This window comes from Fimbriimonadaceae bacterium, from assembly GCA_019638795.1.
Lineage (GTDB): Bacteria > Armatimonadota > Fimbriimonadia > Fimbriimonadales > Fimbriimonadaceae > JAHBTB01.
In genome coordinates this window covers 98,276-113,813 of the sequence record JAHBTB010000002.1, presented here as the reverse complement: position 1 = coordinate 113,813, position 15,538 = coordinate 98,276, and the positions used below count along the sequence as shown (strand labels likewise).

General features: G+C 66.8%; 18 protein-coding genes. 8 read left to right on the top strand and 10 right to left on the bottom strand.

Annotated features, from left to right (window positions below):
- Window positions 1-3 precede the first annotated feature (3 nt).
- Window positions 4-189 carry a type Z 30S ribosomal protein S14 gene (locus KF857_03980; GenBank protein ID MBX3111145.1) on the bottom strand — a complete coding sequence of 62 codons (186 nt, stop codon included), beginning with the start codon at window positions 187-189 and terminating at the stop codon, window positions 4-6.
- 367 nt (window positions 190-556) lie between these two features.
- Here KF857_03980 and KF857_03975 point away from each other — a divergent pair, with 367 nt between their 5' ends.
- The gene (locus KF857_03975; GenBank protein ID MBX3111144.1) at window positions 557-1,156 is read left to right on the top strand and encodes a tetratricopeptide repeat protein; all 600 of its coding nucleotides are present in this window, start codon (window positions 557-559) and stop codon (window positions 1,154-1,156) included.
- On the opposite strand, the gene KF857_03970 is transcribed toward KF857_03975, so the two are convergent.
- From KF857_03970 to KF857_03945, 6 genes are all read right to left on the bottom strand, one after another.
- Complete coding sequence (locus KF857_03970; GenBank protein ID MBX3111143.1) at window positions 1,150-1,695, bottom strand: isochorismatase family protein; 546 nt, start codon at window positions 1,693-1,695, stop codon at window positions 1,150-1,152. The two genes, KF857_03975 and KF857_03970, sit on opposite strands and share 7 nt — an antisense overlap.
- A gap of 32 nt (window positions 1,696-1,727) precedes the next feature.
- Window positions 1,728-2,768, bottom strand: a complete 1,041-nt coding sequence (locus tag KF857_03965) for an FAD-dependent oxidoreductase (protein ID MBX3111142.1) — start codon at window positions 2,766-2,768, stop codon at window positions 1,728-1,730.
- On the bottom strand, window positions 2,759-4,246 hold the full coding sequence (locus KF857_03960) for a putative N-acetylmannosamine-6-phosphate 2-epimerase (GenBank protein ID MBX3111141.1): 1,488 nt from the start codon (window positions 4,244-4,246) through the stop codon (window positions 2,759-2,761). The genes KF857_03965 and KF857_03960 overlap by 10 nt, the downstream gene beginning before the upstream one ends.
- Window positions 4,195-4,809 (bottom strand): uracil-DNA glycosylase, encoded by a 615-nt coding sequence (locus KF857_03955; protein ID MBX3111140.1) that lies wholly within the window; start codon window positions 4,807-4,809, stop codon window positions 4,195-4,197. Before KF857_03955 ends, KF857_03960 begins: the two co-directional genes overlap by 52 nt.
- Window positions 4,806-5,303 carry an HIT domain-containing protein gene (locus KF857_03950; protein MBX3111139.1) on the bottom strand — a complete coding sequence of 166 codons (498 nt, stop codon included), beginning with the start codon at window positions 5,301-5,303 and terminating at the stop codon, window positions 4,806-4,808. Before KF857_03950 ends, KF857_03955 begins: the two co-directional genes overlap by 4 nt.
- Before the next feature lie 65 nt (window positions 5,304-5,368).
- Entirely contained in the window at window positions 5,369-5,935 is a 567-nt protein-coding gene (locus KF857_03945; protein ID MBX3111138.1) for a response regulator, read from the bottom strand.
- A gap of 114 nt (window positions 5,936-6,049) precedes the next feature.
- On the opposite strand from KF857_03945, the gene KF857_03940 reads away from it, so the two are divergent.
- Together KF857_03940 and fahA are read left to right on the top strand one after the other, a co-directional pair.
- Entirely contained in the window at window positions 6,050-6,928 is an 879-nt protein-coding gene (locus tag KF857_03940; protein MBX3111137.1) for a hypothetical protein, read from the top strand.
- Window positions 6,929-6,937: 9 nt separating this feature from the next.
- The gene (gene fahA, locus KF857_03935) at window positions 6,938-8,200 is read left to right on the top strand and encodes a fumarylacetoacetase (GenBank protein ID MBX3111136.1); all 1,263 of its coding nucleotides are present in this window, start codon (window positions 6,938-6,940) and stop codon (window positions 8,198-8,200) included.
- Here the strand turns inward: fahA and KF857_03930 are convergent.
- A complete protein-coding gene (locus KF857_03930) occupies window positions 8,197-9,273 on the bottom strand; it encodes a M42 family metallopeptidase (GenBank protein ID MBX3111135.1) in 1,077 nt (358 codons plus the stop codon). The two genes, fahA and KF857_03930, sit on opposite strands and share 4 nt — an antisense overlap.
- A 9-nt stretch (window positions 9,274-9,282) precedes the next feature.
- Complete coding sequence (gene tmk / locus KF857_03925; protein ID MBX3111134.1) at window positions 9,283-9,906, bottom strand: dTMP kinase; 624 nt, start codon at window positions 9,904-9,906, stop codon at window positions 9,283-9,285.
- Between the two features lie 22 nt (window positions 9,907-9,928).
- Between tmk and KF857_03920 the strand changes: the two genes are divergently transcribed.
- The 4 genes from KF857_03920 to KF857_03905 are packed head-to-tail and all read left to right on the top strand — an operon-like array spanning window position 9,929 to window position 13,729.
- Window positions 9,929-11,347, top strand: coding sequence for an FAD-binding protein (locus tag KF857_03920; GenBank protein ID MBX3111133.1), 1,419 nt, complete (start codon window positions 9,929-9,931; stop codon window positions 11,345-11,347).
- Window positions 11,344-12,051 (top strand): FAD-binding oxidoreductase, encoded by a 708-nt coding sequence (locus tag KF857_03915; GenBank protein ID MBX3111132.1) that lies wholly within the window; start codon window positions 11,344-11,346, stop codon window positions 12,049-12,051. Before KF857_03920 ends, KF857_03915 begins: the two co-directional genes overlap by 4 nt.
- Window positions 12,039-13,124, top strand: a complete 1,086-nt coding sequence (locus KF857_03910) for an acyl-CoA/acyl-ACP dehydrogenase (protein ID MBX3111131.1) — start codon at window positions 12,039-12,041, stop codon at window positions 13,122-13,124. Before KF857_03915 ends, KF857_03910 begins: the two co-directional genes overlap by 13 nt.
- Window positions 13,121-13,729: a hypothetical protein gene (locus KF857_03905; protein ID MBX3111130.1), complete on the top strand. Its 609-nt coding sequence runs from the start codon at window positions 13,121-13,123 to the stop codon at window positions 13,727-13,729. Before KF857_03910 ends, KF857_03905 begins: the two co-directional genes overlap by 4 nt.
- On the opposite strand, the gene KF857_03900 is transcribed toward KF857_03905, so the two are convergent.
- Entirely contained in the window at window positions 13,668-14,363 is a 696-nt protein-coding gene (locus KF857_03900; protein MBX3111129.1) for a 1-acyl-sn-glycerol-3-phosphate acyltransferase, read from the bottom strand. The two genes, KF857_03905 and KF857_03900, sit on opposite strands and share 62 nt — an antisense overlap.
- Before the next feature lie 95 nt (window positions 14,364-14,458).
- On the opposite strand from KF857_03900, the gene prfA reads away from it, so the two are divergent.
- Window positions 14,459-15,535 (top strand): peptide chain release factor 1, encoded by a 1,077-nt coding sequence (gene prfA, locus KF857_03895; GenBank protein ID MBX3111128.1) that lies wholly within the window; start codon window positions 14,459-14,461, stop codon window positions 15,533-15,535.
- Window positions 15,536-15,538 lie beyond the last annotated feature (3 nt).

Genomic DNA, 15,538 nt, shown 5'->3' with positions numbered 1-15,538 from the left:
AGGTCACCAACTGGACTTGACGACCCCGGGGAGCAGCCCCTTGTGTGCGCATTCGCGCAAGCAGATGCGGCAAATGCCGAAGTAGCGGAAGTAGCCGCTGTCACGCCCGCAAAGGCTGCAACGGTTGTAGGCGCGCACCTTGAACTTGGGTTTCGCCTTTTGTTTGATTTTCAAGCACTGTTTGGCCATATGTTCACTGTCCACCGTTGTCCGGCCGGTTTGCTCGGGGGCCACCTTGCACCCTTTCGCGGCGGCGCCGCGTCTTTGGGGGTGGGATAGGTTCCGTCGCACCTGGCCGGTGGTCAGGTTTTGTTTGCCCGACGGACCCGCAAAAGGCACGCCGAAGCAACGGGGGATGATACCCGCCGCCGTCAAGGAGCCGGGTCCTCTGTGGGCATCCCCTCGCATGCATTATTGGAGACCGGCCCGGCCTGGTTCAGCGCGGCCTTGTCGGCACCGTCCGTCAAGTGTTTGACAATGGCGTCGAAAACTGTTCAAAAATGAAAACGTTTGAGCCAGAAACTCGTTGGACATTTGAGGGAGGAGCGGTACACATATGTCCGAATCGCAAAACGCGGCACAGGCAGCTTATCGGGCCGGTGACTACCGCCGGTCGGCCGCCTTGTTCCGCGAGGCCGTCGAGGCGGCACCCTCCAACCCCAACGCCTGGTTAGGCCTCGGGTTTGCTCTGTACGCCTGCAGACAGGCGTCTGAGGCGGTCGAGGCGTTCCGCGAGAGCCTGATCCTCTCGGGGGGCACCGTGGAGGGGCACTTTGGTCTGGCAATGGCCCTGTGCGCCGTCGGCGACGACATTGGGGCCGCCAAGGAGCTTGAGGCCACCCTCGCCCTTCAGGGCGACCACGCCGCCGCGCGGCGGGGCTTGGGTTCGACGCTGGTCAGGGCCGCCCGCAAGCACCTGGCGGACGGGCAGTTGCCCATCTGCGAAGACCTGCTCACCAAGGCCTACGCCCACGACCGCCACAACAGCGACGTCATCTTGGCTTTGGTCGACTACTACCGCCGGGTAAAGATGTACGACGAGGCGATGGCCGTCGTGCGCCAAGCCATGGAGGACGTGCCCCACCTTCCCGGCATCCACGACCTGGCCGCCGAGTTTGGGCTCGTCAAGAAGCGGGAACGCGGCTGGCTTTATTGACCCTTCACGAGGGCGAGGACGTCTCGGAACGCCTCGTGCTCCGCCGACCCCAGCCACTCGTAGGCGACTGACTCGCTGTGCACCACTTCGACGCCGACGTCGCGCAATCGCTGGAGGGCGACGTCGTGCATCTCGGCGCTGCGGGCCGACACCGCGTCCGCGACGACAAAGACGTCGTGGTCGTCCCCCAGCAGGTCTAGGGCGGTCTGGGTGACGCAGATATGGCTCTCGACGCCGCAAAGGACGACTTGGGCGCGGTCGTGACGGTCGATGGCGTCGTTGAACTTGGGCTCGCCGCAGCAACTGAACGACATCTTGCCGATCACCGGGCTGTGGAGGAGTCCGCTGATCTCAGGGGCGACCCCGCCCATCCGGTCCGGATACTGGGCGGTGGCGACGACCGGGACCTCCAAGCGCCGCGCCACTTGGGCGATGAACTGGCAGCGGGAGAGGACGCGCTCCCTCTGGTGGATCGGCGCCAGGAACGTCGGTTGCATGTCCACGATGACGACGACGGACTCTTCCGCACGCAATGACATGCCGCGGGTTTACCCGCGTGGGGTGGGGGTGGTCAAACGCGGTCCCCAGGAACCCAACGCCACCTTGGCCAGTCGTCGATGGACTGCTTGGCTACGACAAGGTCGGCGAGGAACCGGCCCATCCAAGGCCCGAACTTGAACCCGTGGCCACTGCAAGGGCTCGCGACAAGGGTGCGGTTGTCGAGCCATCCGATCACGAAATCGTCGTTGGCCGCCGTCGTGTAGAGGCAGACGCCCAGTTCGACGGCCTGGGGGTTGTGGATGTGGAACCGCGACTCGACCCGCCCAAGGACCGCCCGCACCGCGACAGGGTCGGGCTCGCGGGCCGCCTCGTCCGGGTCGGTGACGGGGCCGGCAGAGTGGTAGCCGACCTTGAACGCCGGTGAGCCGGGTTCGCTGGGGAATCCGTAGATGTGGTCGCCGAACGCCTCGATCCAGACCGGGCCCTCGTGCTCCCCCCGGATGTAAGCAAACGTCTGCCGGGTGACCTGGACGGGAAGGGGGGCGTACTGGGCGACCCACGCTCCCGCAGTGACAACGACCCGTTCGAAAGCCGGAAGGGCGCGGGGGTCGACGCGCTCGCGCACCCATTGCGCGCCACTTGCCAGGGCCAGTCCCTGCAACGTCTCAAGGACGGTGGGCACGTCCGCCCACCCGGCCCGGTGGGTCAGCAGGGCCACTTCGTCGTCGTCCAACTCCATCGCGAGGTGGTACCGTCGGACGTCCTCCGGGCCGACCTCGACGTACTTGACTCCGTTTGCCTCGAGCCCGGTGCGTTCCGCGTCCAGTTCGGCGTCCCCGTGGCGGCCGATGAAGAGCAGTCCGACTTCGTGGACGAGCTTGCGACCTGTCTCATGCTCCAGGTCGGCCCACAGACGGTGGGCTTCCACCGCGACCTTGGTGTAGAACGGGTCGGGGTAGGCCTGCCTGACGATCCGTGAGCGGCCGTGGCTGCTGCCACCGGGCCAGCCCGGGGCGTTCTGTTCGAAAACGGTGACCTCGTGACCGCGCTGGCTGAGGGCCGTCGCGGTCGCGAGGCCCATCACACCGCCGCCCACGACCGCTACACGCACCGCACACCCTCCCGCCCCAACCGGGCCGGGGGGTTTGCCGCGAGCATGGCCGCGCCCATGAGCCCCGCGTCGGGCCCGTACGGGGAGGTCGAGACTCCGGCCTCTTCCCATGCTGGGGCCATCCAGTCGGCCAAGCCGACGCCGCCGCAGACGACGACGCGGTCGGGGTGGAACAGTGACTTGACGGTCTCGACGGCCACCTTTCCCACCGCCCGGGCGGCGTCGCGCGACTCTTCGTCCGGAGACGGCCCCAGGCTCAAGCCGCCCAAGACGTCTTCAAACGTCCACCCACTGACGACGGGGAGGTCGTTTAGGCGGGGGTAGTCTCCGCCAATGTCGGTCTCGACGTCGCGAGGCCCCGCGACGCCGCACCCGACGCCGGTCCCTAAGGCGACCGTGGCGACCCGCTCACCGTACCAATCGCCGTGGGTGGCGTGGCCCCATGCGGTGGCGAGTCCGTCGTTCAGGGCGTAGACCTCGACGTCAGGCAAGGCAAACGACCGGCCGAGGTAGTCGGGCACGAACGGCTTGCAGTCGGTGACTCGGGCCGTCCTGGGGTCGACGACGCCCCCGGCCGAAACCCCGACCCGGTCGACGCCGGCCCGACGGGCCAGCCCTGATATCCAGTCAAGCCGCTCCAGGTGGGTCGGGGGCAAGGGCACGCGCTCTTGGCTGTGCAACCGACCGTCTTCGAAGACCGCCCACCGAAGCCACGTCCCTCCGAGGTCGACGGCGCCGACGGGCTGCTCCAGACGGGTCGCGGACAGGAATCTGTGGGTGGTCTTGAGCGGGTCGTTGAGGGCACCGCCGACAACGACGGCGACGGCCCCGGCGGCGAGGGCGGCGCGGACCTGCCACGGCTCGTCGTAACGACCTTCGGCGAGGACGGGCACCCCGAACTGGGTCGCGGCCCGCACGAGGGCGATATCGGGGCCGACCAGGTGGGGTGACCCCGACGTGTAGCCCGAGAGAGTCGTGCCGACCATGTCGCAACCGCAGGCGACGGCGTGGCGCACCGAACCGACCGAGTCGCAGTCTCCCATGACGATCAGGCCGAGCCCATGGGCGATGCGGACAAGGTCGGCCAGCCGGGCTTGTTCGGGCCGCCCGCGAGAGGTGGCGTCCAGGGCGACGACCTGGGCCCCGGTGGCGGCGACTTCGTGCACTTCGACGGCGGTCGGGGTGATGTGGATCTCACTGTCCAGATAAGTCCGCTTGACTAGGCCGATGATCAGGGCGTCGGTGGCCCGTTGGACGGCTTGGATGGACGCGACGCCTTGGAGCCTGAGGACTTTCACTCCCTGGGAGAGGGAAGCGAGGGCCATGGCGCGGATGACTTGGGGGTCGCTGCAGGGTGACCCGGCAGGGGCTTGGACGCTGGCCACCAGGGGTGCCTCGCGCAGCTGGTCGAGGAACTCGGCGACCGTCATCGGGCCCTCGCCGCCGCGCGGCGAGAAAGCTCGTTGGCCGCTTCCCACGCGCGGGTGATGTCGGCGACCAGCAAAGAGAACCCGCCGTCGTGGTCGGGGCGTTGCTGACGGAGGATGTACGCCGGGTGCAGGGTGGCCATGGCCGTCTTGGCGTACGGGCAAGGGAAGTACTTGCCCCGTTCGACGGTGATTTTGAAGTCTTTCTTGATGAGGTTTTTCGCGCTCGGGGCCCCGATGCAGAGGACCACCATGGGCTCGATGGCGGCCAGTTGGGGCACCAACCAGCGGCGGCACGCGGCGACCTCGTCGGGTTCGGGCGGTCGGTTTTGGGGCTTGCCGCTCGACCAGTCGGCGGCCCGGCATTTGACCGTGTTGCAGATGTAAACGGAATCACGGCCTAGCCCGGCCTCGAGCAGGGCCTTGTCGAGCAACCGGCCCGCCTTGCCGACAAACGGCCGACCAGTGGCGTCCTCGTCTGCGCCGGGCCCCTCGCCGACGAGGACCAGAGGCGAGAACGGGTCGCCCTCGCCAAAGACGACGTTGGTGCGTCGTTCGGCAAGGCGGCAGTCACGGCAGCCTGCCGCCGCCTGGGCCAACTCGTCGAGCCTCATGTGTCCGCCTCCACCTGGGCCCGCAGGAGGTCGTAGCTCTCGTGAAGGTCCTGAGGGATGACCCGGACGTCGCCGACGGTGGTCATGAAGTTGGTGTCGCCCGACCAACGGGGCACGATGTGCCAGTGGATATGCGACGGCACCCCTGCACCGCCCGCGCTGCCGAGGTTGACGCCGATGTTGAATCCTTGGGGCTTGTAAGCCGCCGAGACCCAGCGCACCGCCGCGGCGACCAGTTGGTTGATCTCCAAGAGTTCGTCGTCGTCCAGTTCGTCCAAGTCGGCGGTGTGTTTGTACGGGGCGACCATGAGGTGGCCGCTGGTGTAGGGGAAGGCGTTGAGCATCACGAACGCCCGCTGGCCGCGGTAGAGAAGCAGGTTAGCCCGGTCGTCGGCCCGCAGGGGCAGTTCGACGAAAAAGCAACCGCCTTTCGCCGTCTCGTCAGCCTTGGCGATGTAGGTGAACCGCCACGGCGCCCACAAACGCTCCGCCATGCCCGGATTCTATCCGCACAGGGGAGACTCTGGGCGTCCTCACGGTGAATGACGCCCGAGGTCGTTCAAACGCCGTGGGCGAGCAGGATCGCGTCGGCGATCTCTTTCATCGATTTCCGCGCGTTCATCGACTGTTGCTGGATGCGCCGGTAGGCCTCTGACTCATCGACGCCTTGCTCCTTCATGAGCAGGCCCTTGGCCTTTTCGATGCTCTTGCGGGCCTCAAGCCGCTCGGTGAGGCTGGTGACCTCGCTGTTCAGCTTGGTCGTGGTTTCAAACCGGCTGCGGGCGACTTCGATGGCCGGGGCCAGGTCGCTCGGCTTGAACGGCTTCACCAGGTAGCCGAACACCCCGGCCTCCTTGGCCCGGTTGATCAACTCGGTGTCGCTGTAGGCGGTGAGGAGCACGGCCGGGGCGATGCCGCCGTCGGCGATCTCGGTGGCGGCGTCGATGCCGTCCTTCACCGGCATCTTCACGTCGAGGACGCAGGCGTCCGGCTTGGTGGAGAGGGCCAGTTCCACGGCCTGTTGGCCGTCCTCGGCCTCGGCGACGACGCTGTAGCCCAAGGTCTCCAGCATCTGCTTCAAGTCCAATCGGATGATCGGGTCGTCGTCTGCGATCAATACGCGCATAAGTTCACCAGGGTGCTTTTGTGGCAGGCACTGCGGCGTGACGCGCCAACGTAGGCCGACCAGTGTACCGAAGGGCTATCGCCAGCCTTGGGGTCCCCAGTTACAATAATGGCCATGCCTTCGCCGTTGCACGGCTTGTTGAGAGGTCGGTTGGACTATGCCGGGCTTTATCCGCCTGCGGCATTGGGTCAGCGCGAGGCTTGGGACGAGTACGTGCGGTACCAGCAGTCGCCCCACGCCTGGTTGTTGGGTCGGTTTTGCACCCCGGCACGGGCCAGAGGGGTCTTCACTGAGTTCGCCGCCCATGACGGGGTCGAAGCCGAGGCCAGTGCCATCGGCACACCGGTCGCCCAGGCGCGCGAGGCGGCCGAGTCTATCGGCCTCGACGTCAAGAAGTGGCTGCCGGACGGGCCGGTCGAAGCGGTGACCTACGAAGTCAGGTTGCCGACGGAGGAGGCCGGTGTCGCCTTGCGCGCGCTCAAGAAGGCGACGGAGCAGGGCCCCTTCGACACCGTGTTCGTCGAGTTTGGTTGGGGTGAGGGATGGTCGGACGCGCTCCATGAAGCCCTGGGGACCATCGAGGAAGTCGGCCTCAAGGCGCGGTGCGGCGGACTTTCGGCCACCGACTTTCCCGGAACGGCCCAGATCGCCGAGTTCATCTACCTCGGAGCAAGCCTTGACGCCCCGATGAAGTTCACCGCGGGGATCCATCAGCCCCTGTGGCACTTTGACGAGGCCCTTGGGGTCCACCGCCACGGGTTCGTCAATCTGTTTGTCGCCACGGCGCTGGCGGAACTGTACGATTTGACCCCGCAGGAGTTGGAAGAAGTCCTCGTGCTGGGTGCCGACGGGTTTGCCTGGGACGACCGGGGCGTCATTGTCCTGGGTCAGCGCCTGGAGGCCATCGACTTGGTCGATTGTCCGGTGTCGGGCTGGGGGTCGTGCAGCGTCGCCGAACCGGTGGAGGCCCTGGCCACCCTCGGTTGGAGGTAGCTTCGGGGCATGTCCAAACCGTATGTAGTGCCGCCTTCGGTGCGCTCGTGGGTGCCCGTCGCCGCAGACAGCCACTTCCCGATCCAAAACCTCCCGTTCGGGCTGGCCGCGCCCAAGGGCCGCTCGGCCTCGGTCGTCGTCGCGATCGGTGACCAATGCCTCGACCTGACCGTCTTGGGGGAGGCCGGGCTGATCAGCGACGAGGACTTTCCCATCCTGGACAGCTTCATTGAACTCGACCGGGACGCGCTGACCGCATTACGTGAGATCGTCTGCGACCTATTGCGGGAGGACAACCGGACCTTGCGCGACGACAAGAAGGTGCGGGAGAAGGCGTTTGTCCCCCAGAACCACGCCCGCCTCCAGGTGCCCGTGCCGCCGCCGTCGTTCGTCGACTTCTACAGCGGCATCCACCACGCCTCCAACGTGGGCAAGATGTTCCGGCCGGACCAGCCGCCGCTGCTGCCCAACTTCCGGCATCTCCCCGTGGCCTACAACGGGCGGGCCTCGTCGGTCGTGAAGAGCGGCACCCCGATCGTCCGGCCCAAAGGCCAGTTTCTTGAGCCCGGGGCCACCGCACCGGTCTACGAGCCTTCACGCGAGCTGGACTTCGAACTGGAACTCGGGGTCTACGTCAACCACGGCCAAGAGATGGGGAAACGGATCACCTGTAGCGCCGCGGAAGACCACATGCTCGGCCTCGTGCTCGTCAACGACTGGTCGGCCCGAGACCTACAGCGGTGGGAGTACCAGCCCTTGGGCCCGTTCCTCGCCAAGTCGTTCGCCACGACGGTCTCGCCCTGGATCGTCACTTTGGACGCCTTGACGCCGTTCCGCGTCGAGGGATGTGTCCAAGACCCGCCCGTCCTCCCTCACCTGAGACGGCACGGCACCCAACATTTCGACCTCGTCCTTGAGGTGTGGTTGCAGACCGCGAGGGCGAAAAAGCCCCAGCTGATCTCCACGTCCAACACCGCGCACCTCTATTGGTCGCCTTCCCAGCAATTGGCGCACATGACCTCGAACGGGTGTCCTGTCGAGTTCGGCGACCTCTACGCCAGCGGCACGATCAGCGGGCCGGAGAAGGGGCAAGAAGGTTCCCTGCTGGAGTTGACGGTCCGAGGCAAGGAGCCGTTGACGATCGCTGAGACGGGGGAGACCCGGACGTTCTTGGAGGACGGCGACACCCTCACCCTGACGGGTTATGGTCAGGGCGAGGGACACCGGATCGGCTTTGGCACCTGCGTCGGCCAGGTGTCTCCGGCGGTTTAGCCGAGACCGGGCCGGAAGTCGGTGTCGGGCTTGACGAGCCGGCAGTACGCCGCCATGACACGGGCGCACTGCTCCACGTCGCTCAGTTGGAGGAGCTCGACGGGTGTATGCATGTAGCGCAGGGGGATCCCGACGAGACCGGTCGCCATGCCGCCACGGCTGACCTGCATGGCGTTGGCGTCGGTGCCGGTGCCTCCGGGCTCGGGGCCGATCTGGACGTCCACACCCTCCTTCTTGGCGCCCTCCATGACCATGCGGAAGACGACCGGGTTGATGTTGGCCCCGCGGGCGACCGAAGGGCCCTTGCCAAGCGCAATGTCGCCATAGCGCGACTTGGAGACGCCCGGATGGTCGATGGCAAAGTCGACGTCGACGGCCAGGCCGCTTTGGGCGTCGACACTGAAGGCCGACGTGCGGGCCCCCCGCAGGCCGATCTCCTCTTGCACCGTGCCGACGGCATAGACCCCGACGTTGGGGTCGAGGCCACCGTCTTCCTTGAGCAGGCGGAGGGCCTCGGCGACGGTGAACGCACCGACTTTGTTGTCAAAGCCTCGGGCACAGGCTCGGCCGTTGGCCAGCTCCAGGAACTCCACCTGATACGTCACCGCGTCGCCGAGTGAGATGAGTTTGAGGGCCTCTTCTTTAGACGAAACGCCGATGTCGATCCACATGTCGTGGAGCTCGGGCTTCTTGTCTCTTTCGCTGGACTCAAGCAGGTGGATCGGTTTGCGGCCGATGACGCCGGGCACCCGCCCGTCCGGCCCGTGGACCCAGACGCGCTGGCCGACCGGCACGGTGGAGTCGTGACCGCCGATCTGACGGAACGAGAGGAAGCCGTCGTCGCTGACATAGAGGATTTGGAAGCCGATCTCGTCTATGTGCCCGGCGAGCATGACCTTGGCCGATGCGCCAGGGTTCAAGACGGCGACGACGTTCCCGTGGTTGTCAGTCGTCACCTGGTCGGCAAAAGCGGTGGTGTACTCGCGATACGCCTGCGCCGCCGGCTCCTCATATCCGCTCGGGCTGGGGGCGTTGACGATGTTTTTAAGAAACGTAAGAGACTCGGGACGCATCGGTGACTTTTACCCGAGATCAGGCCCGGAAGTTCCGGCCGCATTGGACAGGCGGAGGCTGGCCCACGCCTCGTCAAGGACGGCCGTTGCGGGCTGGCTGGCGTCAATGACCACCCAGCGGGTCGGCTCCAAGGCGGCTTCGGCAAGGAATCCCTCGCGCACGCGGCGGTGGAAATCGATGGACTCTCCGTCGAGCCGGTTCGCGTCCCTCACCCGGGCAAGCCCGACCTCGGCAGGGAGGTCCAAGAGCAAAGTCCGGTCTGGCACCAGCCCGCCGGTGGCGAGCCGGTTCAGCCGGCGCAGCTCGGCGATGTCCAGCCCGCGGGCGTGACCTTGGTACACCACCGTCGAGTCGGCATGACGGTCGCAAACCACCCAAGCGCCCCGCTCCAGCGCGGGACGGACAAGGGTCGCGACGTGGTCGGCCCGGTCGGCAAGGAAGAGAAAGACCTCGGCCCAAGGCGTCATGGCCTCGCCTTCCAGGAGGAGCCGGCGCACCCCGCCGCCAAACGGGCCCGCACCAGGTTCACGGGTCACGACGACCTCGTGACCTCCTGCTTCCAGACGCGCGGCAAGGGACCGGGCCAGCGTGGATTTTCCCGCCCCTTCCGGCCCTTCGAGCGTCACGAACACGCCGCGAGGATACACTTCGGGCGTGACGGATCAGGAGACCTTGCGGCGCGACTTGGTCGCCATCGTCGGGGAAGCCAACGTCCTCACCGGGCCCGCCGTCCAAAGGACGTACGACGCCGACGCCTATGGCGTCGAGCATTTCCCGCCCCAGGCCGTGGTCCTCCCCCTCGACACCGCCCAAGTCGCGGCGGTCGTGCGGTACTGCAACAGGCAAGGTCTGCCGTTCACCCCGCGGGGTGCCGGCACTGGCCTCAGCGGAGGGGCGATGCCCGCCCTGGGCGGCGTCGTCATCTGCACGAAACGGCTTACTCAGATTCTGGAAGTCGACTTGGCGAACCGCCGGATGAGGGCCCAGACGGGCATCGCGAACGCGCGGCTTTCCGCAGCGGTCGCGGCGGACGGGTTTGAGTTTGCCCCCGACCCGAGCAGCCAAAGCGTCAGCACCCTGGGAGGCAACATCGCGGAGAACTCCGGCGGGCCGCACACCCTCAAGTACGGAGTCACCGCCCAGCACATTCTTGCCGTCACGCTTGTCGACGCCTCTGGAGAGGTGCGCGAGATCCGTCGCGGGCCGGGTTATGACGTCCTTTCCCTTGTCGTGGGGGCGGAGGGGACGCTGGGGATCGTCACCGAAGCATGGGTGAGGCTGACGCCGCTCCGCGCGAGGGTGGAGACGGCCCTCTTCTCGTTCCCCAGTGTCCGGGCGGCGTGCGACACCGTCGCGGACATCGTCGCCGCGGGCGTGGTGCCCGCCGCCTTGGAGATGATGGACGACCGCATCCTTGTCGCGGTGCGGTCGGCGTTTGGGCTCGATTACCCTGACGGCACCAAGGCGATGCTCTTGGTGGAGTGTGACGGGGAGCCGGCCCCGGTAGGGCGCGAGATGGCCCGGGTGGTCGAAATTGCCAAAAAGCACGGCACGACCCAGGTGGAAACGGCACGTGACGAGGCCGAAAGAACCCGTTTATGGCATGTCCGCAAGAAAGGCATCGGGGCGATGGGGCGGTTTGCGCCGACCATCGTCACCCACGACGGGGTGATCCCTCCCAGCAAACTCCCCGACATGCTCGATTTTGTCTACACGGTGGCCGAAGAGGCGGGGATCGGTGTGGCGAACATCTTCCATGCTGGAGACGGCAATCTGCATCCGTGCTTTTACTTCGACGAGCGGGAGCCCGGGGTGGTCGACCGCGTCGTCGCCGCCGGTGAGAAAGTCATCGGCCGGTGCTTGGAGCTTGGCGGGTCGGTGAGCGGCGAGCATGGGGTCGGGGTCGAGAAGTCAGACCTCCTTGCCCACATGTTCGACGCCGATTCCATGCGCCTCCAGCTGGACTTTCGCCGGGTGTTCCACGAGAACCCCTTGTGCAACCCGTGCAAGGTGGTGCCTGATAACAAGTCGTGTGTCGAGCACAAGGTCCGGTGGCGCGGGGTGGCGACGTGAGTGTGGTCGCCGATCTGAGGGACGCGGTGCTGTCCCACGGTCAGGTGCGCGTGGTCGGCACGGGTTCCCGGCTGGAATGGTGCACGCCGTGGGACGGGCCGACCGTCTCGACGCGGGGGTTGGTCGGGATCGAAGAACTTTCGGTGGCAGACCGGCTCGTCACGGTGCGGGCCGGGACGCTGGTCGTCGACCTGGTCGAAGAGCTGGCCTCGCACGGGCTAGGGCTGCCATTGGCCCAGGGCGAAGACGTGGTGACCCAGCGCTACGGGACGGTGGGAGGTCTGTTGATGGGCGGTCTCCCCGCCTGGGGCACCGAGACCCGTGACTGGGTGCTCGGCATGCAAGTGATGCGAGGCGACGGAAGCCTATGCCGGGTGGGGGCCAAGGTCGCCAAGAGTGTGGCGGGCTACGACGGGCACCGGTTCTTGGTCGGGTCACGGGGCGGACTGGCCGTCTGCGTCTCGGTGTCCCTCCGTCTATGGCCCGCGTCGCTGGTCGAAGGCCTGCAGGCCCCCCAATATGGCGAGGTCAGGGCGGTCTGGTCGGACGGCCAGGTGGCTTGGGGGGCAGCGCCGCCGCCTGGCGCGGAGTGGTGGGTGGGCCGCGGCGGGTCGCGGTCGCCCTCCGTGGTCCCCGACCTGGAGCGGCGGGCGAAAAGTATCCTTGACCCGGACGGGAGGTTCGTCGAAGGATGGCAAGCGTGACAGAGACCGAGACCCTGGGGCGGGCCGTGGCTTTCTTGGAGGAAGTCGTCCGGCCCTCGGCGAACACGCTGGACGATGACCCGGAGGCCCTGAGGCCGGTCTTGGCGGCCATGGGTGAACGACGGTTGATGGCGCTGCGGTTGCCGCAAGCCTATGGCGGCCCGGAGGTCTCCGAGCCGCAGTTCCGCGCCTTCCAAGAGGAGGCCGCCCGGGCCAGCGGGGCGTTTGCCTTTTTGCAGACTCAACACCAGAGCGCCGCCTCGATGATCGCCAAGGGGGCGCCGGACGAGTTCAAAGCCCGGTATCTGCCCGGGATGGACGACGGCACCCGGACAATCGGCATCGGTTTCAGCCAACTCCGCCGGTCTGGCCCGCCGGTCTTGACCGCAGCGAAGGTCACCGGCGGGTACCGCCTGAACGGGACGGCCCCATGGGTCACCGGGCACTCGTTCTTCAGGGAGTTCCTGGTGGGGGCGAGCCTTCCCGACGGGGAGGCGGTGTTCGGGGTCGTCCCGTTCGCCGACACCGAGCAAGGCGGCGGCACCGTCCGGTGCAAGGGGCCGATGCGGCTGGCGGCGATGGAGGCGGCGATGACAATGGTCGTGGAGTTCAGAGACTGGTTGCTGCCCGACGAGGCGGTCGCCTTCGTCAAGCCGCAAGGCTGGATCCAGAACAACGACATGATCAACGTCTCCCTCCAAGCTTCGTTCGCCATCGGGTGCGCCCGGGCCGGGCTCGACCTGCTGTGGCAAGCCTACGAGAAGAAGGGGCTGGAGTTCGTGAAGTCGGCATGGACAGACCTCGACGCCGAGCACAGGGCGTGCAAGGCACTGGCCGACGACCAAGGACTGCCGCGTGAAGACCGGTTGCGCGCCCGGGTCTGGGCCATCGACATGGCGGCACGGTGCACCCACGCGGCGGTCGCGGCCCACAGCGGCCAGGCGGCTGGAAAGCGGCACGACGCCCAGCGCCTCTACCGGGAGGCCATGGTCTACACCGTCTCGGCCCAGACCAGCGACGTGATGGAAGGCACGCTCCGGCGGTTGGTCGCCCGGGCAGGGGGTCACGCGTGAGGTCGGCTTTGGTGGTGGGGCTGGCCGCGTTGGCCGGAGTTTCCTGGGCCGACCGCTTGGTCTCCGTCCCGACCGGGACCAAGGTGTACTCGGGCTACTTTAAGCTCGAAGGCGTCGAGTGGGGGGGCGACAAATCGCAGCAAGCATGGCTTGCTTACGGGGTGGACCGGAGTGTCGAGGTCGCGGCGACATGGTTCCGGGCCAGCGGTGAGACAGGGAAGGTGTCGTTCGACGCGGCCTATAACGTCGTCGCCCCGATCACCGACACGTCGCCGGGCGTCTCCTTCGGCTTGATCGACGGGGCCAACGTGACGCCGGAAGGCCGGGCCCTCTACTTGGCGACCACGTGGCGGCTGGGCAACGACGGCGAACTGAACCAAGACGTGCCGACTGAACTGCACTTTGGGTTCTGGACCCGTAGGGAGGGGTTGCTCTTCGTCGGTGCGTCCCTGCCCTTTTCGCCTCAGGTGCGCTTTATCGCCGAGTACGACTCGGTGAGGACCACGGCGGGAGCAGAGATCCGGCCCCTCCCCGCCCTCAGTGTCAAGCTGTTGGCGCGGGACGGTCGGCCGTCACTGGGTCTGGCTTGGTCTCAAAAGCTTTGAGAGGTAGGCCCGCCTCGTTGGTCAGCCTCAAGATGTCCGACCCGAGCCGCTCGGCAAAGAGCCGCCGCGCCTCTTTGTCGTCGCCGGCATTGATGTCGGCGTAGGTGAAGGGTCTGCCGAAGACGACGGTGATCCTTGCCCGGCGGATCTTCTTGGAACCGCGCGGCCACATGATGTTGGTGCCGCCAAGGCCGACGGGGACGACCTGTGCACCGGTCTTCTTGGCGAGCATCGCCATGCCGCTTTGGATCGGTTGCATGGTGACGGCGTCGCCCCGTTGGCCCTCGGGGAACATGATGAGGGCGCGCCCTTTGCCTAGCTCCTCGATGGCGAGCCGTACGGCGGCGGTGTCGGTCGTGCGGCGCTTGACCGGGAACGCCCCCAGCGACCGGATCAGCGCGCCGAGCGGCCCCTTGAACAGTTCCTCCTTGGCCATGAACCGGAGCGAACGGGGGCAGACACCGCCCAGCACGGGCGGGTCAAGAAAACTGACGTGGACGGGGGCGATGATCACGGCCCCGGACATGGGGACGTTCTCCATGCCGTGGATCCTGACCCCGCCCATGAGGCCGAGATATCCCACGCGCATGAGCCACGAGACAAACCGGTACCACAGCGTCCCTTCCCGCTTCACCACCCGCGATTATGGAGGGTCCCTGGTCGGCCGACGCGGCGGGTGGTTCCAAGTCGGGGCGCCCTGAGTCCAGGCCGGTACAATCCGCCCCGCCTATGCTGGAGAGACTGGCCGAGATCGAGGCGCGATTCGACGAGATCGAGCGGCAACTGCAAGACCCCGACCTGGTGACCCGCCAAGCGGACATGCAGCGTCTCGGCAAGGCCCGGGCCGACCTGGAAGACTTGGTCGAAGAGATCCGGGCCTACAAGCGCGCCCTCAAGGAACTGGACGAAGCAGAGGGCCTGCTCGGCGACCCGGACATGAAGGACGCCGCCCAAGAGGAGGTCGACGTGCTCAAAGCCACCATCGCGCGGCACGAGGAGACCCTCAAGGTCATGCTCTTGCCCAAGGACCCGAACGACGACAAGAGCGTGATCATGGAGATCCGGTCGGCGGCGGGCGGTGACGAGGCGGCTCTCTTTGCCATGCAGCTCTTCCGGATGTACACCCGCTACGCCGAGCGCAAAAAGTGGAAGTACGAGATCATCGACCTGGAAGAAAGCGGCATCGGTGGCGCGTCATACGTGTGCTTCACGATCGCCCAACCGGGGGCGTACAGCCAGCTCAAGCACGAGAGCGGCGTCCACCGGGTGCAGCGCGTGCCGGCCACGGAAAGCAGTGGGCGTCTCCACACCTCCACCGTCACGGTGGCGGTCATGCCCGAGGTCGAAGACGTGGACATCGAGGTGAACGAGAAAGACCTCGACATCTCGACTTTCCGGTCGTCGAGCGCGGGTGGTCAGCACATGCAGAAGAACGAGACCGCGATCCGCATCATCCATCGTCCGAGCGGCATCGTCGTGACCTGCCAGGACGAGCGGTCGCAACAACAGAACAAGTTGCGGGCCTTGTCGGTGCTGAAGGCCAAGCTCTACGAAGCGGAGCAGGAGCGGCAGGCCAAGGAGCGCGGGGAACTCAGAAAGGGCCAGATCGGGAGTGGCGACCGGTCAGAAAAGATCCGGACGTACCACTTCGTCCAGAACCGGGTCACCGACCACCGGATCGGGATGGACGTCTTCGACGTCAACGGCTTCATGGACGGCGACCTGCAAAAGATGGTGGACGCGCTGGTCCAGGAGCATCAGGCGCGGCTGCTGGCCGAGGCGGGCGAAGCCGCCGCGACGGGATAGCGG